This is a genomic window from Burkholderia contaminans, from assembly GCF_029633825.1.
GTDB lineage: Bacteria > Pseudomonadota > Gammaproteobacteria > Burkholderiales > Burkholderiaceae > Burkholderia > Burkholderia contaminans.
On record NZ_CP090645.1, the window covers coordinates 36,058 to 61,870 of the forward strand.

General features: G+C 63.0%; 24 protein-coding genes. 18 read left to right on the forward strand and 6 right to left on the reverse strand.

Going from position 1 to position 25,813, the window contains the following annotated elements:
• The first annotated feature begins 33 nt into the window (after positions 1 to 33).
• From LXE91_RS42440 to LXE91_RS42510, 15 genes are read left to right on the forward strand one after another with little or no spacing between them, the layout of a single operon-like run.
• Positions 34 to 825: a TrbG/VirB9 family P-type conjugative transfer protein gene (locus tag LXE91_RS42440; protein ID WP_089464362.1), complete on the forward strand. Its 792-nt coding sequence runs from the start codon at positions 34 to 36 to the stop codon at positions 823 to 825.
• On the forward strand, positions 818 to 2,074 hold the full coding sequence (virB10, locus tag LXE91_RS42445) for a type IV secretion system protein VirB10 (RefSeq protein WP_226206194.1): 1,257 nt from the start codon (positions 818 to 820) through the stop codon (positions 2,072 to 2,074). Before LXE91_RS42440 ends, virB10 begins: the two co-directional genes overlap by 8 nt.
• Positions 2,049 to 3,182, forward strand: a complete 1,134-nt coding sequence (locus LXE91_RS42450; protein WP_232736629.1) for an ATPase, T2SS/T4P/T4SS family — start codon at positions 2,049 to 2,051, stop codon at positions 3,180 to 3,182. The genes virB10 and LXE91_RS42450 overlap by 26 nt, the downstream gene beginning before the upstream one ends.
• Positions 3,179 to 3,619, forward strand: a complete 441-nt coding sequence (locus LXE91_RS42455; protein WP_070162866.1) for a hypothetical protein — start codon at positions 3,179 to 3,181, stop codon at positions 3,617 to 3,619. Before LXE91_RS42450 ends, LXE91_RS42455 begins: the two co-directional genes overlap by 4 nt.
• Positions 3,616 to 4,293: a phospholipase D family nuclease gene (locus tag LXE91_RS42460; RefSeq protein ID WP_226206196.1), complete on the forward strand. Its 678-nt coding sequence runs from the start codon at positions 3,616 to 3,618 to the stop codon at positions 4,291 to 4,293. The genes LXE91_RS42455 and LXE91_RS42460 overlap by 4 nt, the downstream gene beginning before the upstream one ends.
• Positions 4,290 to 6,428, forward strand: a complete 2,139-nt coding sequence (locus LXE91_RS42465; protein ID WP_070162865.1) for a type IV secretory system conjugative DNA transfer family protein — start codon at positions 4,290 to 4,292, stop codon at positions 6,426 to 6,428. Before LXE91_RS42460 ends, LXE91_RS42465 begins: the two co-directional genes overlap by 4 nt.
• A complete protein-coding gene (locus LXE91_RS42470; RefSeq protein WP_070162864.1) occupies positions 6,421 to 9,903 on the forward strand; it encodes an LPD7 domain-containing protein in 3,483 nt (1,160 codons plus the stop codon). Before LXE91_RS42465 ends, LXE91_RS42470 begins: the two co-directional genes overlap by 8 nt.
• Positions 9,904 to 9,930: 27 nt before the next feature.
• Positions 9,931 to 10,299: a hypothetical protein gene (locus LXE91_RS42475; RefSeq protein ID WP_070162863.1), complete on the forward strand. Its 369-nt coding sequence runs from the start codon at positions 9,931 to 9,933 to the stop codon at positions 10,297 to 10,299.
• Complete coding sequence (gene stbB / locus LXE91_RS42480) at positions 10,296 to 11,048, forward strand: StbB family protein (RefSeq protein ID WP_070162862.1); 753 nt, start codon at positions 10,296 to 10,298, stop codon at positions 11,046 to 11,048. Before LXE91_RS42475 ends, stbB begins: the two co-directional genes overlap by 4 nt.
• Positions 11,045 to 11,530 (forward strand): hypothetical protein, encoded by a 486-nt coding sequence (locus LXE91_RS42485; protein ID WP_070162861.1) that lies wholly within the window; start codon positions 11,045 to 11,047, stop codon positions 11,528 to 11,530. Before stbB ends, LXE91_RS42485 begins: the two co-directional genes overlap by 4 nt.
• A gap of 17 nt (positions 11,531 to 11,547) precedes the next feature.
• Positions 11,548 to 11,847 (forward strand): hypothetical protein, encoded by a 300-nt coding sequence (locus LXE91_RS42490; RefSeq protein WP_070162860.1) that lies wholly within the window; start codon positions 11,548 to 11,550, stop codon positions 11,845 to 11,847.
• A gap of 14 nt (positions 11,848 to 11,861) precedes the next feature.
• Entirely contained in the window at positions 11,862 to 13,118 is a 1,257-nt protein-coding gene (locus tag LXE91_RS42495; RefSeq protein WP_070162870.1) for a DUF1173 domain-containing protein, read from the forward strand.
• Positions 13,115 to 13,645 (forward strand): PH domain-containing protein, encoded by a 531-nt coding sequence (locus LXE91_RS42500; protein WP_089464356.1) that lies wholly within the window; start codon positions 13,115 to 13,117, stop codon positions 13,643 to 13,645. Before LXE91_RS42495 ends, LXE91_RS42500 begins: the two co-directional genes overlap by 4 nt.
• Before the next feature lie 11 nt (positions 13,646 to 13,656).
• Positions 13,657 to 14,058 carry a plasmid mobilization protein gene (locus tag LXE91_RS42505; protein ID WP_226292500.1) on the forward strand — a complete coding sequence of 134 codons (402 nt, stop codon included), beginning with the start codon at positions 13,657 to 13,659 and terminating at the stop codon, positions 14,056 to 14,058.
• A complete protein-coding gene (locus LXE91_RS42510; RefSeq protein ID WP_143330925.1) occupies positions 14,048 to 16,702 on the forward strand; it encodes an LPD7 domain-containing protein in 2,655 nt (884 codons plus the stop codon). The genes LXE91_RS42505 and LXE91_RS42510 overlap by 11 nt, the downstream gene beginning before the upstream one ends.
• A gap of 448 nt (positions 16,703 to 17,150) precedes the next feature.
• Here the strand turns inward: LXE91_RS42510 and LXE91_RS43725 are convergent, their stop codons facing one another.
• On the reverse strand, positions 17,151 to 17,789 hold the full coding sequence (locus LXE91_RS43725; RefSeq protein WP_174990678.1) for a hypothetical protein: 639 nt from the start codon (positions 17,787 to 17,789) through the stop codon (positions 17,151 to 17,153).
• Between the two features lie 1,151 nt (positions 17,790 to 18,940).
• On the opposite strand from LXE91_RS43725, the gene LXE91_RS42520 reads away from it, so the two are divergent.
• The gene (locus LXE91_RS42520) at positions 18,941 to 19,546 is read left to right on the forward strand and encodes a hypothetical protein (RefSeq protein ID WP_070162855.1); all 606 of its coding nucleotides are present in this window, start codon (positions 18,941 to 18,943) and stop codon (positions 19,544 to 19,546) included.
• 18 nt (positions 19,547 to 19,564) lie between these two features.
• On the opposite strand, the gene LXE91_RS42525 is transcribed toward LXE91_RS42520, so the two are convergent.
• The 5 genes from LXE91_RS42525 to LXE91_RS42545 all read right to left on the reverse strand — a co-directional run bounded on the left by LXE91_RS42525 (position 19,565) and on the right by LXE91_RS42545 (position 24,196).
• Positions 19,565 to 19,747, reverse strand: a complete 183-nt coding sequence (locus LXE91_RS42525; RefSeq protein ID WP_070162854.1) for a DUF6900 domain-containing protein — start codon at positions 19,745 to 19,747, stop codon at positions 19,565 to 19,567.
• Positions 19,747 to 19,929 carry a hypothetical protein gene (locus LXE91_RS42530; RefSeq protein ID WP_143330924.1) on the reverse strand — a complete coding sequence of 61 codons (183 nt, stop codon included), beginning with the start codon at positions 19,927 to 19,929 and terminating at the stop codon, positions 19,747 to 19,749. The genes LXE91_RS42525 and LXE91_RS42530 overlap by 1 nt, the downstream gene beginning before the upstream one ends.
• Positions 19,930 to 19,998: 69 nt before the next feature.
• Positions 19,999 to 20,640: a DNA methyltransferase gene (locus tag LXE91_RS42535; protein ID WP_070162853.1), complete on the reverse strand. Its 642-nt coding sequence runs from the start codon at positions 20,638 to 20,640 to the stop codon at positions 19,999 to 20,001.
• A 528-nt stretch (positions 20,641 to 21,168) separates the two neighbouring features.
• Positions 21,169 to 22,014 (reverse strand): DUF932 domain-containing protein, encoded by an 846-nt coding sequence (locus tag LXE91_RS42540; protein ID WP_070162852.1) that lies wholly within the window; start codon positions 22,012 to 22,014, stop codon positions 21,169 to 21,171.
• 196 nt (positions 22,015 to 22,210) lie between these two features.
• Positions 22,211 to 24,196 (reverse strand): ParB/RepB/Spo0J family partition protein, encoded by a 1,986-nt coding sequence (locus LXE91_RS42545; protein ID WP_070162851.1) that lies wholly within the window; start codon positions 24,194 to 24,196, stop codon positions 22,211 to 22,213.
• 177 nt (positions 24,197 to 24,373) lie between these two features.
• Here LXE91_RS42545 and LXE91_RS42550 point away from each other — a divergent pair, with 177 nt between their 5' ends.
• A complete protein-coding gene (locus LXE91_RS42550) occupies positions 24,374 to 24,787 on the forward strand; it encodes an antirestriction protein (protein WP_226292501.1) in 414 nt (137 codons plus the stop codon).
• Between the two features lie 478 nt (positions 24,788 to 25,265).
• Complete coding sequence (locus LXE91_RS42555) at positions 25,266 to 25,790, forward strand: hypothetical protein (protein ID WP_070162850.1); 525 nt, start codon at positions 25,266 to 25,268, stop codon at positions 25,788 to 25,790.
• Positions 25,791 to 25,813: the final 23 nt, after the last annotated feature.

Genomic DNA, 25,813 nt, shown 5'->3' on the forward strand with positions numbered 1-25,813 from the left:
ACTCTGGCGATAACGCGTGCGGTGTCTGTACTCATGTTGGGAGCGGCATCCTGCTCCGCAAGCGCGTTTGTAACTCCGCCTGCTTGTGACACCGACGCACATGTGCGTTGTGCAACCTACGACCCGAATGCGGTTTACCGCATACCGTTCCGGATCGGACAGGCGACTGTGATCCAGTTCGAGCCCGGTGAAGTAGTTGAGGGCCCCGAATCCGGGCTCGGTACCGGCGACGCGAAAGGTTGGACGATCGGCGCCAAGGGCAACTGGTTCATGCTGAAAGCGCAAGAGAGGAACCCGGATACGAACCTGCTCGTTGTGACGAATCGCCGGCGCTATGTCTTCGGATTGGAGACGGCCGGCAAGGCAGATACGCCGACGTGGGCGCTGTCGTTCGACTATCCGGACACGCGCGCAAAAGCCGCGCGGGAAGCGAAGGAGAAGGCGGACCGCGTGAAAGCGATGAGCAACGCTGATGGCGACCTTGCGGATCGGCGCAACGAAGACTTTGACATGAAGGGGGATCTGTCGATCGCTCCGACCGCTCTCTGGGACGATGGCCGCTTCACGTACTTCCAGTACGACACGACTCGCCAGACGCCGGAGATCTTCCGCGTCCAGGCCGACGGCTCGGAGGCGACGACGAATCGGCACGTCGAGGGCGACACGATCGTTGTTGAACACCTTGCACCGGGCTTCGTGTTGCGGCTGGGGAAGGCGGTGCTGGCAATCCGAAACAACGGCTACAACCCTGACGGGACATTCAATCGGACGGGCACTACGACGCCGGGGTGGGTCCGGATGACGAAGGGCGGTGCCCATGACTGATCAGACGCCGAACACTGTCGAACCGACAGAGGCGGCCCGACCGCCCGAGACGGGAATGGAGCCGCGCGGCATTCCTGGACTCGCACGTGGTAAGCGCAAAACAAACGTGCGGCGGGTCTGGATTGTGCTGGCCGTCGTGGTCGTCCTGCTCCTGGTGACGGGGAGCGCAGCCGTATTCGTGAAGCGGGCGGGCGATGCGTATCTCGAACACAAGAAGGCTGCACGCGACGCGCCGGTCAAACAGGCGACTGCGGACCCCGACCTGTCTGGCTACAAAAAGAAGGTCGAGGCGACCGAGGCGGCCAGTGCTGCCGAAGCGGCGAACGCTGCTTCGTCGGGGTTGCCGGAGCCGGCTGGTGCACGTGGTGCCGCGCCGGCAGCTGCCAGCGGCGCCCCGGCAAATGGCCGGGGCGCGCCGGGAGCCGCAGCGGCGGATCGATCGGGTGTGCCTGCATCGGCCCCGGAATCTCCAGCCGATCGACGCCTATCAGGCGATGTACTGGTGAAGCTCGGCTCATCGGATGGCGCTGATTCTTTGGCGGCGCTGCAGGCTCGCCAGCGCAACGCGCAGGCTGGTGACCAGCCGGCGATGCCGACCAGCTTCGCGCGCGACGGCCTGGACGACAGCCTTGCGCCCTCGCGGCTGTCGAGCGTTAAAGCCAGCTTCCTGCCGAATCTCAGCCTGTTGCTCAAACGTGGAAAGCTGATTCCGTGCGGTCAGGCGTTGCAAATCAGCACGACGTATCCGGGCGCGGTCTCCTGCCATGTGAGCGAGGACGTGTATTCAGCCGACGGAAAAACACTGTTACTCGAACGCGGGAGCGAGGCGACGGGCGAGCAGCGCAAGGCAGTGCTTCAGGGGCAAGCCAGCATCTTCGTGGTGTGGACGCGGATCGACACCCCCAAGGGGGTAACGATCCCCCTCGACTCGCCGGCGACAAACGCACTCGGTGCGACCGGCATTGACGCCGATGTCGACACGCACTTCTGGGCTCGCTTTGGCGGTGCGATCTTGCTGTCGGTGATTGGCGACGCCGGGCAGGCGCTGTCCAACCTGACGCAACACGGCAGCGGCACGCAGATCCAGTTCTCCAACACGAGTTCAGGGATGCAGCAGTTCGCGTCCGAAATTTTGCGCAACACGATCAACATCCCGCCCACCGCGTATTCGGCTCACGGCTCGGCGCTCAATATTTTTGTCGCACGCGACGTTGACTTCGGGAATGTCTATGAACTTGTCAAGCAATGAATTTCAAGGGGGCTATGACGGGAGCGTCACGGTCCGGAATCTGCTGGAAACGACGGGCATATCTGACCTGATTAAGCGTCCAGGTGTTACCGAGGTTGCAATCAACAGACCGGGCGAAGCCTGGACGGAGAGCCGTGACGGCTGGGTGCAACACATCATCCCTGACGCGTCACTCGATACGCTGGTGAAACTGGCCAATGCACTGACGATCTTCGGCAAGGCGACGCCGCCCCTGTCGACGTCGGAGCCGGAGAAGCCAGTCCGCTTGCCCGATGGCGAGCGTGGACAGGTGGTGATCCCGCCTGCATGTGAACCCAACACGGTTGCGACGACGATTCGGATACCGAGCTCGACGCGATGGTCCGTGAATGAGCTGACCAGCAAAGGATTTCTGACCAACTTTCGAGACGTCGCCGAGCGCGACCTTGGTGCATTGTCGCTGGGCGACGTGAGTGTTCGTGGTGCCGACGACGTTTCGGAGGTTCGGCGTCAGCTCGCGGCGCCGGCGATCGTAACGCTTCAGCGGTTCGAACTCGACATGCTCGACGCGATCGCGCAGCGGGACGTCGAACGGTTTCTTACGCTCGCAGTGCTCAATCGCCTGAACATCGTCTTGGTCGGTGGCACTGGGTCGGGCAAGACAACTCTGATGAAGTCGTTGGCTGACCTGGTGCCGGCGCAAGTTCGCGTCGCCACGATCGAAGACACCCATGAACTTCCGCTGCCGAAGCAGCCGAACCACGTTCACCTGTTCTACAGCGAGGCGCTCCCGGCGAAGCGGATCGTGAAGTCCACGCTGCGAATGAAATTCGATCGCGTGTATCTCGCGGAGCTGCGCGGAGACGAGACATGGGACTACCTGGTGCTCCTGAACACGGGCCACCAGGGCGGGCTTACGACGGTCCATGCGAACGATGCAATCTCGGCAATGGCTCGAATCGCGACGCTCGTCAAGCAGAGCGCGGTCGGGCAAACGCTGACGTGGGAGCACATTCTGCGTGAAGTAAAAACAACGATCGATGTGGTGCTGTTCATGGAGAACAAATGCCTGAAAGAGATCTACTTTGACCCGGTCACGAAGTGGAAGCTGCAGCGGGGGCTCGCATGACACATCACACCAACATCGACGCGCTGCGACAACAGGAGCAGATTGCGCTCGCGAATGTCATCGACGTACAGCGCAAGCTTGCTCGTGGGTCCGCAGCGGTCGGGTTTCATACGCTACGCGATTGCAAGGCGCGACTCGACGAAATCCAGGAAGAGCTGTTGCTGATGGGCGAATTGCCGGGGCTGTTTCTCCAGCGATATTTCTACCTCGTTGATCGCGCGACGTTGTCACGGTTGCCGAGCGGCTCGGTCGTCGTGTCCTTCCCGTCAATCGCCGCCGTCGCAGGCTTTCGCGATGGCACGATGGATGATCGCTTTGTGTGGGATGTCGAACGGTCGCTGGATCTCGCGTGTGCAGGCGTAGCGGGGGCAAGGATGAAGACGATGTCGCTGCAGGGCACGCCGACGGGATCCTCCGTGACGGGTGGAAAGCGATGAGCCGACGCCCTAAGTACATTCTGGCGGTGGCGGCCGTGTTCATCGCATGCGCGTCGGAAGGTGCTCATGCCTGGGCCGCAAATCCTGCCCGCGGTGTCATGACGCGGTGGTGGCAGTCCGCGAGTGCATGGGCCAGTGGGGTGACGTCGGGTCTTGGCGTCCAGGCTGTCCACGCGTCGTCGTCGGCCGATGTTTGCCAGCCCGAGATCGGATTTTCGCCGGAGGGTTCCGGCATCGCCTTGGTACTCAAGGCGATCGCAAGCGCGCGTCAGTCAATTCGCGTGTCAGCCTACGCCTTTACGTCGCGGGAAGTCGCGCGGGCCTTGGTCGATGCGAGAAGCCGCGGAGTTGATGTCGCAGTTGCGGTCGATGCACGACAGAACCTGACCGGTCCGGGGCGCGGAGCGAGCGCGGCCGCGCTGAACATGCTCGTCCGCGCTGGAATCCCGGTGCGAACGATCGAGGCGTACGCGATCCATCACGACAAGACGGTGACGATCGACGGTGAAACAGTCGAGACCGGAAGCTTTAATTTCAGTGCGGCAGCCGCCCGCCGCAATAGCGAAGACGTGATGGTGCTGTGGCACTGCCCTACCGTCGCGGCGGCCTATCTTGCGCATTGGCAGAGCCGCTGGGCACGCGGAACGCCCTATTCTGTACGAGGCGGCGTATGAAGGCGGCCACTGTGTTCAAGTTGCTGGGCCTCATCGCGGGCCTCCTCGCGTTCGGTGCGTTGGTGGTTGCCGGCCAGTATGCTGGCGCGACCCTGTTCGCGCAGATCGAGCAGCTGCCAGAGTCGGTTGTCAGCGTGTGGACGCTGCTTGACTACTGGCAAGCGTACGGCCACGTCTTCAAGGTGCGTTTAGCGCTGATCGCAGGGACGACCGTGTCGGTCATTCTGCCGGCTGTTCCGCTGTTCGTGGTCGTGCTCGCGCTTCTGGTGAACCGGCCGAAGCGAGAGTTACACGGCAGTGCGCGGTTCGCGCGGGTGCATGAGATTCGGAAGTATGGTTTGCTCGATGAGGCCGAGGGCCGAGTAAAGCCCGGGCGGCGTCGCTATCCATCCATCATCGTTGGCAAGTACCTGGGCAAGTACCTTACTTTCGCTGGCCAGCAGTTTGTGATGTTGGCCGCGCCTACTCGCAGCAAGAAGGGCGTCGCGGTTGTGATCCCGAACCTTCTCACCTATCCGGACTCGGTCGTCGAACTCGACATCAAGGGAGAGGGCTTCGACATTACGTCGAAGTACCGGCAGCAATGTGGCCAACAGGTGTTCCGCTGGGCGCCTTTCGACGAGGGCGGCTACACGCACTGCTGGAACCCGCTCGAGAAGATCGCGAAGTTGGCGCCCCATATCCGGATCGGTCGCCTGCAGATGATTGCGGCCCGTCTCTATCACACGCCGGATGCGCGCAACAAATTCTTCTATGACAGCGCGGCTGACTTGTTCCTGGGTGTGGCGCTGTACCTGATGGAAACGACCGGAAACTGCACCTTTGGGCAGGTGCTGCGTGAGGCGGTGCCGGTCCGACCGGACGTGAAGCTACGAGATCACCTTGCGGACATGATGAACCGCGAGGTCAACGGCGAACCGCTGTCAGGTGACTGCCTCGGCGCGCTCGGGCGGCTGATGGCGTCGCCTGACGAGACGATGCTCAACATCACCAAGACCTTCACGTCGGGGCTCATGCTCTTCGCGAACCCGATCGTCGACGCCGCGACGAGTCGGTGCGATTTTCAGGTCGATCAGGTACGTCGGCAGCCGATGTCGATCTATCTGGTACTGCCGGCCGCCAAGATGGCGATCGCCGGGCTGCTCGCGAATCTGTTCTTCACGCAATGGATCGAGGAGAACTTGGAGGTTCTGCCGGAGGCCGACGCGAGCCTGCGTTACCAGTGCCTGGGGATTCTTGACGAGGCGACTTCGGTCGGCAAGATTGAAGTGCTGGATAAGGCCAATGCGTTCATCGCTGGTTACAACATCCGTCTGCTCACGATTCTGCAGTCGAAATCTCAGGGCGAGGACGCATACGGCAAGCTCGGGATGCGGACGCTGGTCACGAATCACGCGCTCAAAATCATCTATCCGCCTCGAGACACCGAGGACGCGAAGGAAGTATCGGAGACGCTCGGCTACTTCACCGAGAAGTCGAAGTCCTCGAGCCGACAGCGTGGCCGCAATACGTCAGTGGGCGAGAGCACGTCGGATCAACGGCGCGCGCTGATGATGGCGCAGGAGCTCGAGCAGGCGGACCAAGATGAGGAGTTCATTCTCGGCATGGGCCTGCCGATCCGATGCGAGAAGGCGACGTATTACGAGGACCCCCAATTCATCGACCGCCTGAAGTCCGTATGCCCGATGCTGGCCGCGCTTGGCGATCGCATGCCGACAGAAGAAGAGATGAAGGCTGCGCAGATGTCGGGGCAAATGCGTGCGGAGGGGATCGAAATCCTCGACATCGCAAAGATTCATGCCGAGCGCTCGGCAAAGGTCGCCGCGGCCGTGCGCGCGTCTCGTCAGGCGGGCGCTGCGCCGCTGACTGCGAAAGCCCTGCGCGCGCTCAACGACGAACAGCCTGCCTCGCCGATCGTGGCAAAGGTATTCGAAGCTGCGCTTGCTGATCTGTTCGATCTCGGCGAGACGGTCACGGACGAGCTGCGCGAGATGTTCGCGCCTCTGACGTCGGCGACGAACCCGAGCGATTGGCCGGTCGGTAGACCTGCGCCCACTCCTACGAACCCGCCCGCACCCAGCGCGGCGAACAACAGCACCCATATGACGACGGAGGCTCTGTACCACCATGGCTGATGAAAAGACGACGATCGACCGTGACGCGATCATTCGCGAGTTCGCGGCGGCAGCAAAGGAACGCGGGCTGGTGTTGGGCGGGCCGCCGGTCGCGGACGGCGAATTTCACCGCGTGCCGGTGGAAGGCGACGCACCCGGAAAGACGAGTGGATCATATCGGCTGACGCTTGATGGGCGCGTGAACGGAAGCATTCGAAACTTCAAGACGCGCCGCGGTGGGAACTGGCTTCCGCGTCAAGCTGCACCTGCTGCCGATCCGGCAAAGCCAGCGAGCCGCAAACGAACTGCACCGGCGCGCGGTGCCCCTGCCGCCGATGCGGAGATCGCGGCCACGGCCGGGATCGCCGACAAACCTGCAGGCGCAGCGCAGTACACGTTAAAGGACCTCGATGATCCGGAGCGGCGCAAAGCAATCGCTACGGATATCGCGGCGAGCTCGGGGAGACCGCACGAGGAGGTCGAGGCGAATTTGCGTGCTCTCGTCGAGAAAGACAATTCGCCCGAAGCGGCCGCACTCAACGCCGCGCGCGAGGCGTTCTGGCAGAAATGGAACAGGGGGGGGCAGGTGCCATCGACGGTTGCGACGGGCGCTGTACCGGTCGCAGGCGCTGCACCACTCGACGAACAGATCGGGCGGGCGTTTCGCGAGGCGCTGCAGTCGATCGCCGCGTCCACGAACCTGAAGGGTTCGGAGGTGACCACGACGCTTGCGCTCGATGCGAAAGTCGAAACGCTGCATCGTGATGCATGGAGACGAACGGGGAATGCGGCCGCCGGCGATCGCGCGGTCGGTGAAGCGATCCGTACCGGGAGCGGCTTCGTTGCGGAGGGGCTGCCTCCGTTGGCAGGCGCAGCCGTCGCGAAGATCCGTAAGCAATTTCAGCTGGAGCAACCACTGGAGGCAGAGGTTGGTGTATCGACCGCGCCCGCCGTGGAGCACGTCGGCCCGTCGAACGGGGCGACGCAGAACGTGACGAGTGGCGACACGGAAATCTCGCCTTCATCGACGGAGGCCGATCACCGTGCCGATATCGCGGCCGCGCAGGAAGCGGATGTGGCTGGTGGAAGCGATCCCGAGCCGCAAGCATCGTCGAACTGGATGGACAGCCAGATGGGATTCTGGCGCGCTGTCGCGGATCGCCGAGGCTTGACAGCCCGTATCGAGGGGGAATTTGCGCAGGGCAAGACCGCGAAAGAGGTGGAGCGTGCTCTCGATAGCGAACTGGCCTTTCTTGAGTCGGCGGCCGATCGATCGGAGCTCGTCTTGTATGTGCGCCAGTCGCTCGGCATTCCGTCACGGTTGTCGTCCGAAGGGCAAGAGGAATTCGAACACTGGAAGCAAGCGTACGACCGGCGCCAGGCCACAGGGGAGGAGCCGGAGATCGGCGGCGCAGTTGAGCTGCCGGCCGCCGACTTGCACAAGGGCCATGTCGAGCCGCAGGTCGGAGAGCCCGGGCAGATGCCAGCAGCATGGACGCAGCCGCGCGATATCGAATCCTATCCGTTCGCGGGTACCGTTGAACTGTTTGAGTCGCTGGATCTCGACAGTACGCTGCCGGTGCCGCTTTCGACGTCGCTCGACACGGTCGCGATGCGGATCCGGATGTCCGCTCGGATGAACAGTGACCTGCCGGACGGCGCCAGCGAGCAGATCGTGGACTGGCTGGAGTGGGTTAGCCAGAATCCGGACCCGGCGGTGCAGGATGCAGCCGCGCGCGTCGCGCAGGCGCTCGGGCGCTACGATGACCGCGACGCTGGGCGCGCAGAGAATCCATTCCAGAATCCCGTGTTGGCCGACGCGTATCACGTCGGCCGGACCCGCACGGTAGTCGAGCACGATCCGGCGATCGGCCCTGCGAACGCAGCGAGTGCCGAGCGATTCGCCCCGATGTTTCGGGCCCTGGGAGTCACGGTGGATGCTCAGCGTCCGTTCTCGGAGATGGTCGGTACCGTTGACGACGCGCTGCGCAATACGGTCGCCCGTGGCGTGAAGATTCCTGATCACGTTCGCGAGCAGACGATCGCGTGGGTAAAGTGGGCATCCGCGCATGCGGTGACCGACGCCATGCGGCAATCGGTTGAAAACGTGGCTCGCACACTCGGTCATTACGATGGGGCGCGAAAGATTGTCGATCAACCGTTCGTCAACACGACCGTCGCGGCCGCGCACGTGTCCGGCTGGACGCTCGGCAAGCAGGCGATCGAGCAGCCGGCGCGTGCGCCAAAGCAGACCGTGGGCGACACGCCGGTACATGGCAGCACGGTGAAGGTCGGCAAGCCTGCCAACGAGGGGGACGCCAAGCATCCGGCGAACGATGCGGTGCGTCCGAGCGGCGATCGGATTGCCGATGCCGCGCTGGCGCGGGTCGGACAATCGCGGGTTGCCGATAGCGCCGCGGTGCGCGAGCAGCTCTCGGCCGCCCAAGCGCGCCAGCAGACCGTCTCGACCGAGGCACAGCGCAAGGTCGAGCAGGTCAACGAGCAGTTGCAATCGAAGCCGGCGAAGGTAAAACCAACGGTGACGTCGACACCGGGTGAAACCGCGAAGCCGCAGACAGCGTCCAAACCCGACGCGACGCCGAACGTGATCGAAATCGGCGACGGCGTCGATCGTAAGCCAGTGCTGAAAGCGAGCGGCTACGACGTCCCGGCCGACATTGCGGCACGGTACGTGGTGAAAGACGGGAAATTCTGGAAACCGGACCTGAAAAATCCGGGCGCACCAGAGCAGACCAAGCCGCATTTCGAAGACAAGGGGCCCCGGCTCACGTCGCACGCGAACGACCGAGAGACGATCGCGGACATGATCTCCGTCGCCGTCGTGAAGAACTTTACGTCGATCGCGGTAACGGGCAGTGCGACGTTCCGGCGCAACGCGTGGCTCGAGGCCAGCCTTGCGGGGGTCGAAGTTACAAATTTCAAGCCGAGTGAAGCGGATCGCGCGTTGCTCGAGGCGGCCACGCGCGAGCGCGATCGGCAGCGGGAGGCCCTGACCATCCGCAAGGGCCAGTCGCCAGACGGGGGCGGTGAGCCGGCGGTCGCGAAGCCGACCGCAGCGGCGGATTCGAGCGCGCCAGCGCCGACAACGCAACCGCCTTCACCGGCAGCGAAGACTGATCCGCAGCCCGCAACGCAACCGTCGACGACCGCGACGGTTGCGGCGACCCCATCCGCCGAGAGCACACCGGCCGCCGTCCAGGCGCCGCCCCAAACGGTCGCGGAATTGCGCGGCCTCGCGGAAAAAGCCTTGGCGAGTTACCCGGCGCGGACACGTGCGGAAGTGATGAACCGGTTCAATGCCCGCATGCAATCGGCGATCGAGATCCAGCAGCGCGTCGAACGCGGCGAATTGACGCCGCAGCAAGCGCTGGAAGCGATCGACGCCCGATTCAAGACGCAGAAGGCTGAGTGGACGGCACCGGCCCCCACGCCGGCGCCGGCGACGCCTGCGCCTTCACCGAAGATGGGGGTGTAAGTGGCCCGCCGCAAAGGATCCAGTCTGATGCCGGCCATCGCCGCTGCGCGATCGCCGCGTGTCTTGCCGGGATGGCTGCGCCTGCACCCTGCCCGCCGGAAGGGGTGGTTCGACGCATACCGGTTGGCTGACGCGATGGTCGATCCCTTCGTTGATGCACTGCGCGCCCGCTGGCCGCACCTGGCCGACATCGAAGCCCGCACCAGTGTCGTGGCTGGCAGCCGCCTTGGCGTCCACGCGCTCGGCGAACGGCACCTCGACACCGGGCTACGAGTGCTCGGCCAACCCGTTAAAAGGGTTCCCCGTACCGGCACGTTCCTGTGCGAAGCCCGGCCCGGACACAACGTGTTCGTCGCGTACACGCCTGCCTTATCCACTTTGGAGACCGTCAAATGAATATCAGCATTGCTCTCGTCAACTGTTCCGGCAACGTTGGCAAGACGACCCTTACCCGCGAACTGTTCGCTCCGCGCCTTCCTGGGATGCCGGTGCGCCAGATCGAATCCATCAATGCAGATGAGGCCGACCTTGCGCATCGCGGGGGAGACGTGCAGGTGATGATCGCCGGCCAGTTTGACGAGCTCCACGAGGAGTTGATGCAGGGACGCGCGTTCCTGGTCGACATCGGCGCGTCGAACGTGGAGGAGTATCTGCGGCGGCTGGATGAAGCGTCGGGGCTCCAAGAGGACTATGGCTTTTTTGTGGTCCCCGCCGTGCCGGATCGCAAGCAGCTACAGGACACGCTCAAGACCATCGACTTGCTAACCGACCTGGGCGTCGAACCCGAACGCATTCGCGTCGTGTTGAACCAGGTGGTGGTCGAGCGCAACGAGACGGTCGAGGTTTCGGTCGGACGTGCCTTCGCGCCGCTGCTCGAGCTTCATCGACGGGGAGGACACTTCATGCTCGATACGTCGGCGGTTGTTCCGAAAAGTGACGTGTTTTCGCTGGCGGCCGAGCTGGGAACGACCTTGCACGCGCTCTGTCGCGACGAAACCGATTACCGAGCGGCGATTGCGGCCGCTACCGATTCAGGCGAGCGCGTGCGCCTGTCGCGGCGGCGGATCCTCCAATCCAAGGCCAGATCGATCAGCCCGAAGCTGGATGCGGTATTCGAGGCCGTGATGCGGGAGACAGTTGCATGAATGCGCCGGCGCAGCGCCGAGAAGCGCAGTTGGCCGGCGAGAGCCCCGCGGGTGCTTCGGTACTCGACGGGCTTCAACGCTGGCCTAGCAGCAACGAATTGCGCGAGGCCGCGATCGCCGACCTCGTCAGCGACGTCTGGAATCTGATGGAGGCACTGAAGCACGTCGCCCCTGCGATCCACGAGACGGACGAACGCCTGACCGCGACCTTGGTGGCCGCGCGCGACACGACGGATCGGCTTGCCGAGATCGTCGGACATTCGGAGGCCGCGTTTAAGGGCGAGCTGGCGGTACGCGCATCACGCCTGGCGCGTCGCGAGGCGGTCGACGCGCTGCAGGCCGAGCTGACGAAGCTGCAGCAGCTGATCACGTTTCCACGTCCAGCGCCCACGCCGTGGCGGACCATCTTGCTTACCGCGGCGCTGAGCTCGGGCCTCTCGATACTCGGCTTCGGCCTGTTGTCGGCCGCGCTCCACCACTAACGATGCACCCACGCACCATGGAACAACTCGACACGTTCGGCTTACCCGATACCTTCCCGCCGCACCTAATGCCGCAGCGGGGCGCCCAGTTCGTCGCGGATTGCATGAGAGGCATGAGCAAGTCGGCACTCACACGGCTCGCACGGCAACGTGGCTTTATGCCGACGTGGACGAAGCTTGATCATGTCGGCGTAGGTGTGTACGGACTGAGCCTGACTATCGACGGATGCGGCGTGCCGCTGATGGTTCGCATGACGACAGTGCCGAGCGCGTCGACACCGACCGTCGCTCCGGACCGTCAACCTTCGCTATTTTGAACAGGATGCTCGACATGCACGCCTATCGCTTCGATACCACCGTGGTACAGGCTGATGCTGAAGACCTGCAGAGCCATCTCGCTAAAGCGTACCGGGGGAAGATCCGGCCGCTTTGCAACTGCCGGGATCCCGAGCCAGGGATCCCGATGTACATCGCACAGTTCGATGGTCGGTTCCTCATCAAGCGGATGCCGGGCACCGCTGGACAACACAAGCTTGGATGCGATTCGCATGAATTGCCCCCCGAGCTATCGGGTCGCGGCGCCGTGGTCGGCCAGGCAGTCCAAGATGGTGGGGATGAGGGACCGACGACACTACGGCTCGACTTCAGCATGAGCAAGTCGAGTGGTCGCACCGCGCCGGAAGCATCGGGCAAAGAAAGCGATACCGTCCGAACGGACGGGACCAAACTGACCCTGCGCGGCCTGTTGCACTATCTGTGGGAGGAGGCTGGCTTGAATCGCTGGTCGCCGGCAATGGCTGGGAGACGCAGTTGGTACGTCGTACGCCGGGCATTGTCGGAGGCGCTGCACGGTAAGACCGCGAAGAAGGCGCCGCTCGCACAGCAGGTGTTCGTTGCGGAACCGTGGTCGAAGGAACGGGACGCCGAGCTGACGGCGCGTCGGATCGCGGCGATGGCCGAGCTGATGAAGCCGGGAAAGACTCGAGCGATGATGATTGTGATCGGCGAGGTCAAAGATATCGTCCCGTCCCGCTTTGGAATGAAGCTGATCCTGAAGCACCTGCCGAGCTTCCCGTTCATGATGGACACTGACCTGCACCGGCGCTTCGAGAAGCGCTTTGCGAACGCAATCGGCCTGTGGGACAGCGTGGACGATGCGCGTCTGGTGGTGATCGGGACGTTCTTCCTCGGGCCGACGGGAATCGCGTCGCTTGCAACGCTCTCAGCAATGGTAGTAACGGGAAACTGGATCCCGTTCGAGGATGCCTACGACAAGATGATAGTCGACGCGCTGTCGGCCGACGAGCGCCGCTTCATTAAAAGCCTGCGCTACAACCTGGCAGATGACCAGGCGCTGGCGAGCTGTGTATTGACCGATACCGTCGAACCGATTGCGCTGTACGTAGCGACGCCTGGTGCGGCGCCGTCAGCGCGAGCTGCGCTCGAGGGGCTTATCGCGGACAGCGAGATCGACGGATGGCTCTGGGAGGCGGGTGAGCCGATGCCCATCCTGCCATCTCCGAAGTACCCGCGGCCGGCACGCCTCGCCTTGCCGGCGCCGACCAAAGCAGCGGGAGCGGACGAATGATGGAGCGCCAACCGCCCTCGATGGGACAGTGGACGCGTTCGCCGCACGTCTGGTTCGACGCATCACCAGTATGGATGGTGAACTTGCCGTTGATCATGCGCTCGGCCTTAGCCGAAGCTGCTTTGATCGTTGGGCTTGCCGCTGCTGCGGCGTTCACGCGCATGTGGCCGGTGCTTGCGCTCGCGCTGCTGGTGTCGCCTGTCGTTGCCGCAGCTGCGATGGCACAGACGCGTGCGATCCGGGTCGTGATCGATACGGAGCGGCTGACCATGACGACAGGGATTGCCTCGCGCCGTACCACGAGTCTCGAGCTCTTTCGCATCCAGAACGTGGTCGTCGAAGCTGCCTGGTGGCAAGCGCAACTCGGGTTTGGCACGCTGGTGATCGAGACCAGCGATGCATGGCATCCAGTTTGGGTTTTGCATGGGGTGCCAGACGCGGTGAAGTGGCGCGATCAGCTGACGCGATATGCGGTCGCACTGCGCATTGCGCGCGGTGTCGGCGAACTCAATATCGGGCGAGCGTAAGGGGACACACCGTGAGCAACAACGACTTGGGCGCCCTCGACGCGCGGCCGAAGCGCGGTCGTCGCCGTGCAGAAAACGGGCTCGGAACGCCGATTAGCACGCGCTTGACCGAGGCTGAGCGGCAGGCTTTCGTCGAGAAAGTCCGGGCATCGGGTTTGAGCCAGTCGGAGTTTCTGCGCCAGTGCGTGCTGACAAACCGGACTCAGATCGTCGCGCGGCCGCCCGTGAGTGCCGACTACAAGCGCATCGTGTTCGTGATCAACAAGACCGGCAACAACCTGAACCAACTGGCCCATGTCGCGAACCACGCGAATGCTGCAGGCCAGCTGCGCGACGACCTGTTCGTCGCGTTGCTCGACGAACTGGAACTGATCACGCAACTCCTGAAAGCGCACCTCCATCGTGTTGATTAGAGTGAAGGGCCGCCACGACGGCGTAAAGGCGTATCTCGAAGACGGTCGAAAGGCCGGGCGTGAACTTGACCGTGACGAGCTCGACGAGCGGGTCGTGCTCGACGGCGATCTCGATGTCACCGACGCAATCATTCAGATGATCAATGTGGCGCCGAACGTCGATCGGTACTTGTCGATCACGTTGAGCTTTAAGGAGGACGCCGTTGACCGGGCGACGCTCGACGCGGTGGTACGGGATTTCAAATCCTTCGTGTTTTCGGCATACCGCCCCGACGAGATGAATTTCTACGCCGAGGCGCACCTGCCGCGCGTGAAAAGTTACATCGATCAGAAGACCGGCGAACTCGTGGAGCGCAAGCCGCACATCCACGTGGTGATTCCGAAGCTCAACCTCGTATCGGGGATGCACTTGGAGCCGCTGGGTTACGTGAAGAAGAACCTCGCATTCATCGACGCGATTCAGGAACACATCAACGCGCAATACGGGCTCGCGAGCCCAAAAGACAACCGTCGCGTTGAGCTGACCGACGCGTCAGAGATGCTCAGCCGCTATCGCGGAGATCTGTTCAAGCCAGTCGGCCGTGAGTTGAAGGAGGCGTTGCTCGACGCGGTGCTCGATCGTGGAATCGAGCGCTACGAGGACTTTATGACGCTGTTGGCCGAACACGGCGCCGTGCGGATGCGCAATGCCGGGAGCGACGACGAATATCCGAACGTTAAGCCGCCAGAGGCGGCCAAGGGCGTGAACCTCAAGGACTTCGTGTTCTCGCGCGAATTCATCCAGCTGTCGACCGAGGAGAAGCGTGCCCAGCTATCGGCCGACGCTACGGCGAACTACGAAGACCGGAAGGCTCCGCGCGCGACACCACATGAGATCGAGGTGTTGCTCGATGAGTGGTCCTCGAGCCGTGCGCGCGAAGTGAAGTATCTCAATAGCGGCAACGCACTTCAGTGGGCGCGCTATTACGAATCTTCGGCCGCCGATCGGCAGCTGATGTTGGATGAACTGGAACGGGGCTTCTATGCCCAGCATTTGAGGGAATTTCATGATGACGACACCTCCGGATTCGCACCACTTCGACCAGACGACGTCGAGCGACCTTTTGACGGGCCATTCGACAGCCCATTCGACGACATCACCCTCTCCGGACCACCTGCCGGATTCGAACCTGGCGGGCCAGGCGGCGCCAGCATCGATGCCGACGACGAGTTTGGCGCTTGGGCAGATGAACAGGAGTTTGCGCCCGAACCCTTCGACCTTGTGCGAGCGCTGTCCAGCAGCGCTGTGGTTCGGGTCCCCGAAGGACGTACAGTGCTACTGCCAGATCATGCGGACGATTACCTGGAGCCCGAGCGTCCCGTATCCGCGTATCGCTTGCGACGGCCTCGCGATCGCGATCGAGAAATTGCGCGAGAAAGAGAGTCGACGGGGCGAGTAGCCGACAACGCGATCTCCCAACGTACCCGTGATGTACATGAGCGGCAGCGCGAACGGGCCGCGAGTGGCGAGTTTGGCGAGATCCGCCGGCGACTCAGCGGCGAGCGGCTGCTGGCGGAGCTGTCCCATTCGCATGGGGTCCTGCCGCAGAAATACATGGTTGTGACCGGAAAGGATGGCGGCACGCGCATTCGTGCCGGCCGCCGGCATCTGACGGTGTCCGATTTTTTAACCAAAGAATTGAATCTGCCTTGGCGGGAAGCAGCGCCGCTACTCAAGGCGGTCTACCAGCGCCAGCTCGATGGGCATCCGATTCCCCGTGTTCGTGAGCAGCCGCGAGCAGCGCTGTGGCGTGAGTATGTGATGGAACGCGAGGCTCGCGGCCGTGCGCGGCAGAACGCATGGCAGAACCAGCGGGAAGGGGAGCGCAGTCGCCGGGACACAATTGTCGAGACCTTCGAGGGCAAGCGCACTGCACTGCGCCAGGATCCGACGATGTCCCGCGCGACTCAGCGTCAGGCGTTGTCGGCCGCGCGATTCAGTCGTGCACTCGACGAGACGTCACTTGCGGCGGCTGTTCGTCACGAACGCGATGCGCTGAAAGCGCAACACGGACCGGCGTCCGGCCCGACCTTTACCGAATGGTTACAGGAACGGGCCCAGGGGGGCGACGTCGCGGCGATCGCCGAGTTGCGTCGGACCGGCAAACCGACCGAGCCCGATCGGCGCGCGGTCGGAGTGGTCCGGTCGCCCGGCGCAGTCGAATGGAGAGAGAACGCTATCGTCTTCGGTGGCCAGGATCTCGCACTTTCGGTCAGCGCCGGCGGGAGCATCTGCTATAGCCGCGATGGCCACGATCTGATCGTCGATCGCGGTAACGCTGTCGACGTGCTCGCGATCGACTGGGCCGCGCTCGAGGCGGGGTTGCGGCTCTCGCAGATGAAGTTCGGCCGGACGCTTGAGCTCGAAGGTAGCGCGACGTTTCAGCAGGCTGCTGTCGAGGTGGCCGCTGCCGCCGGGCTGAGCATTCAATTCAGTGACGCGGCCTTGAATCGTGCACTGACCGAGGCGCGTCATGTTCGCATCGATTCACACCTGCAGGCGGCACAGCCGTCGCGCGTCGACACGGCGGTCGGATCGCCGGTCGCGCAGCACATCGAGACGGTCGACGTGGTGCCGTCCTCGCAACCGGAGATGAAACCGTGATCTAGCCGAGAAAAAGAAAGCCCCCGTGGACTAGACGGGGGCTCTCCCGGATGATGCCTACCGAACGTATCCCAGACGCCGACAGTCACCCTCCTCACCAGAGAATTGATTGTAGGAGAGGACAACGTTCTGTCAAGCGTCATCTGCCGCCTTATTTTCTTAATATTCGAGCAGATGAACCAACCTCACAAAGCCGTCTCCAAAACATGCACCGGCGCGGTCTCGACGCGGCGTCGGCAGGTATTGCTGTCGACCGCCACACGCACGTTGCGTAGTGGCCAGGAGCGCGGTTCACGGTAGCGCGCCCATCGTGCCGGTCGCACTTCCATTCAACATGTCGCAATGCCCGCCAACAACCGGGCAGGCTGAGCCGTTGACGCCCGATCCGAGTCGGTCACTTCCGGAGCGGGTGTGGCCGGCCGACATTCCATTTCCTGCGTCAGCTCGCTCACCGCGCATCCTGCGCGAGTTGAAGATGCGCCTCGGCCGATATCTCGACCAGCCGGCGCAGTGGCTTGGACGCCTGAACGCACAGAACGGTAGCCCCCGTCAGCAGCGCAGCGAACGGCGCGTTGCATGTGTGCAGCTCGCACGTGCGATGATCAAATTCTGTGACCTGGCGACGCTGCGGATTGGCGTACCAGGTGCCAACGGTTGGGTCGACTTCACTCTCTCTTACCTCGCGGAGCAGGCCGGCTTGCCATTGCGCCGCGCGGAGCGTGCGCTGCGCGATCTGGCTGGCGCCAAGCTCGTGAAGCTTCGCCGGCAATGCGAGGTCCAGGAATCGGACCAAGGTGTCCGATACAAAGGGATCGCGGCAATTCGATACATCGCGCCGGTACTGTTCGAAGCATTCGGCCTCGGCCGATGGCTCCGTCATGAACGCACGCGAGCGCTGCTGCGAGCGCAGCGCCGAGTTTCGAAGCAGAGGAAGCATGATCGCAAGGCGTCGGAGATCGCAACGGTTCTGACCGACAAAATCGCCGCGATACAAGCGCGTAGCAGGCAGAGTGCCGACAACGGAACCAGCCAGGCCGAGTACGATCGCGCACTCGTGCTCCGTGCAGGACAAATCAAGGCCGAACATCCCGAATGGGGCCGCGACGCTTGCTACGCGGCCGCACGTCAGCAGCTGGCCCCACCAGGCTGACACCTCTCCCATAGTTGTCCACCTTTCGATCGCGCGAGCGAGGGCAACCCACGTCCCGCGCTCGTGTTTCGCGTTAGCGCGACGTCGCGGCGTAGCCGCGGCCACCGCGAATTGGTGACTTTTGTCGTGTCGACAGTCCGTCCGCCGGTCAATGGCTGTGTATAAGTTCGTTTATTTGTCGGGTCTGACGGCATTTAAATGTCGGTTCTTAACCAGGGTACATCTCTAACTACAGCCGATTGAAATCCACCCACGGCTCCGCCGTGGCGTCACGCGTGCTACGCACGCTTGCCAACTATTGGCCAGCGGTCAGCGCAGACTGTCCTCCGGCAGGCCCTAAGTCGAGGGCGGCTATCGCCGCCCTCGACAAGGGCGCGTAAATCGCTCGCGACCGACCAGTCGGCCGCGAGCTCAACGCGCGCGTGTGCGCGCCCGATTGCCCGCCATTGCCCTCGATCGCCACCGGCCCGCATGTCTACAGAGGAGGGGCAGCGCGAATCTCCTTCGCAACTAACTGTCAGCGACCAAACCGTCTCCGCGCAGTGTCGCCAGCGCGACCCACCCACCTGCTTCCTGAAACCGGCCACACGCCGACCACCTGGTCGGGATGCCGCACCGCCGACAAGCGTGCTATCAGCACGTCGGAGGTGCGCCTCTCGAAGCACCGCGACACGAGCCGAATGTCGCATCGACGCAACGCCTGCCAGCGGCAGGCGCCCCGCCGATTTCGGCGCCGGATGTTGAGCGGGCGGAGCCCGCGGGGTTTCCAAAGGGGCCCGCCCCTTTGGGCACGCGATATGAAAACGGGAATGCGTTAGCATTTCCGTTTACATATCCATCGTGCCTCGGCCGACAGGCGGCCGGGCCGCGACCGTACACGACCTAACAAGCTCCTACGCAAATCCAACAGCTCAAGTCGTGGCCTCTCAGATTCCATACGGAATCCGTATCATTTCGGTCAGAACCCGGCACAAGAATCTGCCCTCCGCGTATTGACGCCCGCCCCGGTGCGGCTCTACAGTCAGCCCGTCTCACGTCACAAATGCACTGATGGCACACCTCGCGCTCGCTCTCCACGGGTCTACGTCATGACCGACCTCGCACTTCTCGCTCACGATTCGCTGGCACTGGCACGCGGGGCCGAGCATCGCTCGAAGATGGCCCGCTTTCGCGAAATGTTCGAATACGTCTGTGCCGCGATCGACGCAGGCGTGCGGCATCTCGCCATTCGCGACCTGCTCGCAAAGCACGGCCTCGACCTGTCCGTCGCGACGCTCGACGTGATGATTTCCCGCGTCCGGCGCGAACGTAATCTGCCGCTACCGCGTGACGCGCGGCGAGCCGCTGCACGGCCCGTTGCCCCCCGCACGTCGCTTTCCGAACAGCAGGCCCCGGAGCCGGCATCGGCGGCCGACGACGCACCCGCTACCGCAGCGCAGCGGCCAGCTGGGCCGGTCCAATCCATCAAGGCATTGGTCGCGGCCGTAGTACGGCCGAAGGTCGCGCTTCCCGACGACTGGCTGACGAGCGAGACGCTTACTCACGAACAGCGGCGCTCTCTGACGCCGGAGCAACGCGCGGCGCGACAGCAGGCACGAAAGGAACTGTATTTCCCGAATCCGCTGCGCGACCCATCTCCTAAGCCTGCGTCGGCCGCTGTTGACCCCGACAATCCGGAGCGACCGCCGGCGTGATGCCGGCGGCCTGCTGTGTTACCGGTCGGTCCGTGCCTGCGTACGGCCGGCGTCAAATGCAGCAATGAGCGCATCCTTTAGGCTCCACACGGCGACGTCGTAGAAGTCGAGCCGATCCCGATAACGGCGTTCGAGCGTTTCCACGAACAGGTATCGGCGCGCGATGCCCGCCAGCATCGCGTCGCGTTCAGGGTCGGGCATCACGCGTCCCCCACGGCCTTACCGGCCTCGTAGGCTTCGCGCAGTGCGTACAAGAGGTCGCCGAGCGCTACGTCGATGCGGGACGAGGCTTCGCCATGCACAAGCGCCGCCGGCACAAGGCAGAAGATGTTCTCGGCGATCGCACTCAGCATTGCATTCTCAAGATAGGGTTTCAGGGTCATTGTTCAGGTCTCCGCGAGGGGGGCCGCCAGCGGCACAGACACGCGCCGGCAGCGCCGTACTGTCGATAGTCAGGCGGCGATTGCGTCGAGCGCCGCCAGGCGCGCGACGGCCGATGCGTGATAGGTAGCGTCCAGCTCGATGCCGACATACCGCCGGCGCAGTTGCTTCGCGGCCGCGCACGTCGTGCCGGACCCCGCGAACGGGTCCAGGACGAGATCGCCCGGCTTCGTGAAGGCTTCGATCAGTGTTCGCATGCTGCCGATCGGCTTTTCGGTCGGGTGCAGACGATTACCGGAATACTTCCACGGCAGTACGTCCGGCACCGGCGACGCGGGCAGGGCCGGCGACCCCTTCGCGAGAACATAGGCGGATTCGTGCTGGTACTTTACGAACCGTTCGCGCGACGCGTACGGCTTTGCGAACACGATGTGTCCGACGATCCGGAATCCGACCGAGCGCCATGCGTCGAAAAATTCGTCTGTTTTCGTCCAGCCGTAGAAGCTGATACACAGCGCGTCTCGTTTCAGCACGCGGAACACTTCATCGAAGGCAGGTGCGAGCCATTCACCATGTACGTCGTTGGCGATCGAGCGACCGGAGCGGTCCTTGTAGTTGACGAGATAGGGCGGGTCGGTCAGTGCGAAGTCTGCAACGCCGTCCGGAAGGGTGGGGAGAATGTCAAGGCAATCGCCAAGGTAAAAGAAGTCCATGATGTGCTCCATCGAGGTTAGGACGATGGGCAGCACGGCAGCGCCAGCGGCTGCACAGTGTGTCTACCCGGCGCTGGCGAGCGCCGGAAGGGGGGCGGCGGTCAAGGGACCGTGGAATAAATGATGGGCCTCCCGGTCAGGGAGAGCCGGTCGTTTATGCCGCGAAAGCCCTTGAAGGTCGGTTGACGTGTGCGACACTCGTTGCGCACACGTCAACCGACCGGCCGTCGACACACTTCCGGCGATCGTTGGCGACGGGTAGACACACCCCCGTTAGCACGCTGACGGTCTTCCTTGAGCTGGCGATTGCAAGAACGACAAGGCGACCGTGGAGAGGGTGGTAAGTCGCCTTTGGACGTGAGAAAGCACCGCGCAGCGGTGCTTTCGATCTGGAGTGGCGGGCGCTCCACTGGATTGCCCGATTGCGCGCGCGAATGTCATTGCCGCGTGCGGCAGCTGAGCCGACCGTGGCTCCATGCAAAAGGCCCCGCCGAAGCGGGGCCTTTGGGAGCGTTGCAGGCTCGGCGGTTAGCCTTGCTTGAGCTTGCGCATACCTTCACCCAGCACCCACAGCGCGCGGTTGAGCTTTACGTTTTGGTCGATCCCGGCTACTTCGCGCGTTGTCATCGTGCGACCAGTGGCCGACCGGCCACGCAACCCGCCGCGAATCATGTTTTCCTGAATCCGGTTGAACGTCGTCCACAGGTCGTCGTTTCGATCCTCCGTGCGACGTGCCCGCAACAGTTGATCCGGCGTGATCGGCGCGGGCACGTCGGCGTTCGGTTCGTACTTCAGGGACAGCGCGGTTTCGGCGAGTAGCGCTTGCTCCTCGCGCTGCAGCGTGACAGCCTGCATGCCTTCCTTCTGCTCACGGATCAGGTTGAAGCCGTCCAGAACGTCGAACGCGCCTTGAATCACGTTGTCCACGATGTTGCCCTTGTGGGGCACACGGATATCCGACAGCGTGTCGCCGCACACCATGCCGTTTTTGCAGACGAAGCGGAACATCCCGGCGATCATCTGGTAGCTGCTCGAGCCGTCATGGCTGTTCAACATGATGATCTCGTCGGCTTCCGCACCGTTGATCTGCGTCGCATGGCGCAGACGAATCATGTGCTTCGTGTGCTCGCGCTTGCTGTCGTCGCGCACACGCGTCTGGCAAACAAAGAACGGCTCGAAACCCTCCTTGCGCAGGCCGTCGAGCACCTTGATAGTCGGGATGTACGTGTAGCGATTCGAGCGGCTTTCGTGCGCCTCGGTCGCGAGGATCGACGGGGCGACGCGCGCGATCTGATCATTCGACAGCGGCGTGTCTGCGCGCAGCGACGGGGAGTGGGCGGCGAACGTGCGCGAAAGGCGGGTAATTTGAGTCACGGCTTTTTCTCCGGATAAGGACCGCTGCGATATGCTGCGGCCATATCGATATAATAGGTCTTTAAGACCTATTAAGCAAGTGACATTTTTGTTTCAATGAGGAAGTCGCCCGATGTCTAATCGACAATGGGCGAGGGCGTATGAGTCAAAAGAGACGCCCCGTCAGGGCGCCACTGTTGCTTATCGGATCATGGCGTCAATGCGGAATGTCAGGATCAACCTCCGGGTCGGCTTCGTCTGCGTCCGGTTCATCGTCCTCCCATACCGTGTCCGTCTGCCGGTTCGCCAGCACCTCTGGCAACCAGCCACTTTCTGCAAGCCGCAGTTCGGCGGCCGCCGCCGCTTCGCCCTTCTTCATACCCACGAGCTGCGCCGCCGCGTCGGCCGATACCGCCTGTGTTACCACGTCGATGATGCGCTGCTTCGAAACGTGGTTCAGGTAACTCGCGCGGGTGGGCTTCCAGTACGCGGCCATGTCGAGGCCAAGGGTGTCGGCCAACGTGTTGACATCGTGCGGCCGGTCCCATCGACTCAGGCCGTTGACGGTCGAAGCCACACAGAAAGCGAACAGATTGGCAAGCATGTCCTCGGAGCACGACAGAAGCCACGGCAACAGATCGCGAACCTTGCAAGGCAGCACCGCGCGCCACTTCTGCCGCTCCCCGTCGATGAACAGCCACGCCGGACTGTCGGCCATGTCGTCGGCCGCGCGCAACAGGCGTTCATGGGTCGGCGTGAACTGCGCATCCAGTGCATCCATCGCGCCTGCCTCGTAATGCTCGGCGAACACGCGCGGCACCATCGCGAACATCTGATAGGCGAGGGCGACGGTCGGCCGCTTCATCAGTTCCACCTGGACGGCAGCGGTACGATGCGCCGTCAGACGTTCGCACAGCGTTTCACCATGCAGCGGTTTTGCCTTCTCAGGCGTGATTTGCTCGGTCCCGACGACACCCGACTCCTTTACTGCGGCCTTCTCGCTTGGCTTGACGAGTCCTCGCTCGATCTGCAGGGTGCCGGAATAGTCGATCCAGATGTAAGCGCCCGCGCGTGCTTTCTGCTCGTCCGTCCAAGCGTTGCGTCGCTCGGCAAGTTCGGCTAAAGCCGCTTCCGCCTCTTGCGCGACCTCTTCCAGTGCTTCGCCTTTCGCGTCGTCGTCCTCCGCTGCATCCGAGTCTTGGTGCGCAAAAAACGCTTGGCGAGCGTCATCACGGGCCTTCTCAAGCTTCCGAAACTCGGCCTTTTCCTTGCGGGTAAAGTCCCGCGTCTCCGGGCGCAACCGGCCATATCGTGCGAGTAGCGTCGAATCACGTTGGACAGCCGTTTCCACCCACGACCAGCCTTCCGCGCCGGTGTCCACGGCTACCGCCGTCAGCCTTTCTACTGCCAGTCGGCTGAGCAATTCCAGATCGTTGATGTATCCGCTATTCTTCGCATCGCTGAACAAATCCCGGCGCACGTATCCGCCTGCCGCCTCGTAAGCGTCCAGCCCGACAAAAGCAACAAGCGGGTTGTCGCGCGCGCATGTCTCCTCTTGCGTGATCACACTTCGGATTGCGTTGGGCCGCTTCTGCCAATCCTGTTTAGCGTCGAACCAAATCCGCTCTTGCTGTTCGTGACTGTCACTCAATGCGAGCGCGCACACCTGCTCGTACGACATCCCGTCATCGCGAAACACGTCGATCAGCTTTGGCGAGACACTCGCCAGCTTTAACGCTCGGCGCACGTCCCGCTCTGCCACGTTGAGACGGCCGGCGATGTCGGCGATGGAGCGCCCCTCTGCGGCCATTCGGCCGAACGCCACGCATTGGTCGGCAATATGCATGCCTTCACGCTCCGCGTTTTCGATCAGGGAGATCGCCAATGCTTCCCCTTCCGACACGATGCGAATCGGAATCAGGTCGCTGTCGCGTGCGCGTCCCTCACTTTTGAGCAGGTCCATCGCGGCGAGCCTGCGCTGTCCCGCGCACACGCCATGCTGGCCGGGTTCGCCATCGATCACGTGAGCGACAAGGTTTTGCAGCAGGCCCGAAACGGCGATGTCCTCCGCCATCTCGCGGATACGAGTGGGCGGCTTCTTACGTGCGTTGTGCGGCGACACGCGCAAGGTGCCGAGGGGTACGTACTGGAGCGGGGCAAGGCCGTCGATGGCAGGGGTCGCATTCGTTGCAATTTCAGACACGGGTTTTCTCCGGTTACGGACCTCAGCACCACGCCGAGGCCACAACCATATAATAAGGTCTTAAAGACCTAACAGCAACGAATTATTCAAATAAATTCATTGCCTATTAGGTCTTTATGTCCTAATATATCGATATGGCCGCAGCACATCGCAGCGGTCCTTAACCGGAGTAAAACCGTGGAAGAAAACGTCATTGAAATTCGTTCGGAGCTGGTCGTCGAGGAACAGCGTATGCACTTTTTGCCGCATTACTTCGGCGCGCGATACCTGCATGGCGAAGCGTTTGTGTACGATTGGGCGCGCCGTCTCTGCTCGACGTACAACGGCGGCATGTGGCATTTTTTCCGCCTCTCGAACGGCGCGTTCTATCTCGCCCCGGAGATCGCAGCGCCGGTGTCGGTACGCTGGAACCTGAACAGCTACGAGGGATCGATGGGTGCCGAGGCGTTCGGCATCGTCGTTACGTTGTACGCGCTGTGCCACATGGCCGAGACCTTCGGCGACGAGCGGTTCATCGATCACTACCATGCACTGCGAGCGTTCGCGGTTCAACATCCGGAACAGCGGGAGATCTTCCGGGCAATTGACTAATTGATACGGGGCGCTCGGTCATGCGACCGGGCGTCCATGCGGCGCGACGAAGAAGCGGACGATCCCCCCTTCTTGTAAGCTCGGGGGCGACGTCGCGAAGACGTTGCGCGCGCGCCTGCGCGCCCGAATCGAGGGCCACGGGGACCCACGCCATGCGTGGGGAGAGGCCCGGCCCGGAGCGAAGCGCAGGGACGATTCGGTGGGGCCTGCGCAGACCACTACGGGGTCGTCAAGCTTGGTCCGCGATCGCGAAGTGATCGCGGGGCAAGCGTGTTTCCTCCGCGGCACAAGCCGCGGGGGCTGGATCGGAAGGTCTCGTTGTGCAGGGCGCCGGTATGGACCCGACTGGGGTCGTCAAGTACGATCCGTGATCGCGACGCGATCTCGGATCGTACGTGTTCCCCCCGCGGCGTAAGCCGTGGGGGCTAAATTGAACAGTCCCAGCCCCGCCGCTGGGAGTTCAAAAAAGGAGAGGGGTGTGAACAAGGAATACATCGCGAAGGGGATCGAGGTTACGGGCGCCGCGCTTGGGTTGGTCGTCGCGTATCAAGCCGTTCGCTTCTGCCAAGGCGCGATTGGCGTGCCGATCGTCGACCAGGCCATCCAGTACATCGGCCGGCCCTTCGCTACCGCCTTCGAGCATCAACTGGGCGTCCGTCTGGTGTATTCGGACACCGGCTCGCAAGATCTCAGCGTAGCGGTACCGGCATGGATCCAAAGAGGGGCCTACTACGTGGTCGGAATTGCGACGTGGCTCCAGCTTTGCCTCCTTGTACAGTCGTCCGCTCGAGCCGCTGCACGCATCTATCAAGTCGGTTTCGATCAATATTGCGACGAAGTGCGAGCGGCGAGGGCGGCAGCGGAGCGCCAGGAGCGAATCCTGGCGGAGCGTGAGCGTCGACGCGAACTCCGGCGCAAGCAACAGGAGGCGCTGCAGCCCCGATCTGGCTTCAGCCTCGGCACCCTGGTTGCCGGCATCATCATCGGCTCGTTCTTTTTTTGACTCGAACACTACACCCGTCCACG

Excerpts from the sequence above, each read along its gene's own strand:
- LXE91_RS42440 (WP_089464362.1), top strand. The coding sequence starts at position 34 with ATGTTGGGAGCGGCATCCTGCTCCGCAAGCGCGTTTGTAACTCCGCCT.
- virB10 (WP_226206194.1), top strand. The coding sequence starts at position 818 with ATGACTGATCAGACGCCGAACACTGTCGAACCGACAGAGGCGGCCCGA.
- LXE91_RS42450 (WP_232736629.1), top strand. The coding sequence starts at position 2,049 with ATGTCTATGAACTTGTCAAGCAATGAATTTCAAGGGGGCTATGACGGG.
- LXE91_RS42455 (WP_070162866.1), top strand. The coding sequence starts at position 3,179 with ATGACACATCACACCAACATCGACGCGCTGCGACAACAGGAGCAGATT.
- LXE91_RS42460 (WP_226206196.1), top strand. The coding sequence starts at position 3,616 with ATGAGCCGACGCCCTAAGTACATTCTGGCGGTGGCGGCCGTGTTCATC.
- LXE91_RS42465 (WP_070162865.1), top strand. The coding sequence starts at position 4,290 with ATGAAGGCGGCCACTGTGTTCAAGTTGCTGGGCCTCATCGCGGGCCTC.
- LXE91_RS42470 (WP_070162864.1), top strand. The coding sequence starts at position 6,421 with ATGGCTGATGAAAAGACGACGATCGACCGTGACGCGATCATTCGCGAG.
- LXE91_RS42475 (WP_070162863.1), top strand. The coding sequence starts at position 9,931 with ATGCCGGCCATCGCCGCTGCGCGATCGCCGCGTGTCTTGCCGGGATGG.
- stbB (WP_070162862.1), top strand. The coding sequence starts at position 10,296 with ATGAATATCAGCATTGCTCTCGTCAACTGTTCCGGCAACGTTGGCAAG.
- LXE91_RS42485 (WP_070162861.1), top strand. The coding sequence starts at position 11,045 with ATGAATGCGCCGGCGCAGCGCCGAGAAGCGCAGTTGGCCGGCGAGAGC.
- LXE91_RS42490 (WP_070162860.1), top strand. The coding sequence starts at position 11,548 with ATGGAACAACTCGACACGTTCGGCTTACCCGATACCTTCCCGCCGCAC.
- LXE91_RS42495 (WP_070162870.1), top strand. The coding sequence starts at position 11,862 with ATGCACGCCTATCGCTTCGATACCACCGTGGTACAGGCTGATGCTGAA.
- LXE91_RS42500 (WP_089464356.1), top strand. The coding sequence starts at position 13,115 with ATGATGGAGCGCCAACCGCCCTCGATGGGACAGTGGACGCGTTCGCCG.
- LXE91_RS43725 (WP_174990678.1), bottom strand. The coding sequence starts at position 17,789 with ATGTTCGGCCTTGATTTGTCCTGCACGGAGCACGAGTGCGCGATCGTA.
- LXE91_RS42520 (WP_070162855.1), top strand. The coding sequence starts at position 18,941 with ATGACCGACCTCGCACTTCTCGCTCACGATTCGCTGGCACTGGCACGC.
- LXE91_RS42525 (WP_070162854.1), bottom strand. The coding sequence starts at position 19,747 with ATGCCCGACCCTGAACGCGACGCGATGCTGGCGGGCATCGCGCGCCGA.
- LXE91_RS42530 (WP_143330924.1), bottom strand. The coding sequence starts at position 19,929 with ATGACCCTGAAACCCTATCTTGAGAATGCAATGCTGAGTGCGATCGCC.
- LXE91_RS42535 (WP_070162853.1), bottom strand. The coding sequence starts at position 20,640 with ATGGACTTCTTTTACCTTGGCGATTGCCTTGACATTCTCCCCACCCTT.